We start from the raw sequence: 576 nt of genomic DNA on the forward strand, positions 1-576 counted from the left end.
GCGCTACATCGACCGGTCCGAGATCACCCCGATGTCCGCACTCACCCCGGGAATGAAGAACGTCGCCACCGTCGGAAAGGTGCTGTCCACCAAAGCCGACTGGGGAAAGAAGTACGCCCGCATCGAGATCGGCGCCGGCCCCTACCGGGTGACGTCCATGCAGTTCCAGCAGCCATGGCTGGCGACGAGGTTCCACCGCGACGACCTCGTGCTGATGTGGGGAGACGTCACCGAGTGGGAAGGGTTCATCCAGATGGGCGGCGCGCTGATCGCACCGATGCGCGACGCGACGGCCCCGTTCGTCCCGGTCTACCCGCAGTCCRACAAGCACCAGGTCTCGACGTGGACGCTGCACCGCGCGGCGCTCGACGCACTACGGCGCCTACCCGCGCTCGACGACCCGGTCCCCGACGCGATCCGCACCAGCCAGCAGCTGCCGGGCCGGCTCGATGCACTGCGCGCGGTGCACGTCCCGGCCTCCTCCACCGGCGCCACCGCGGGCCGCGACCGACTCGCCTACGACGAACTGCTGCGCATGCAGCTGGCGATGGGCGTGCAGCGCAACGCCGCCCGCCA

The 576-nt window shown here is 69.9% G+C and carries 1 pseudogene; it reads left to right on the forward strand.

The annotated features are described in order from the left end of the window. Positions 1-31 precede the first annotated feature (31 nt). Positions 32-576 (forward strand): annotated as a pseudogene (locus AC1DQC_RS20070) (hypothetical protein); the annotation flags it as partial.

Source organism: Cellulomonas sp. P4_H12 (genome assembly GCF_056400905.1).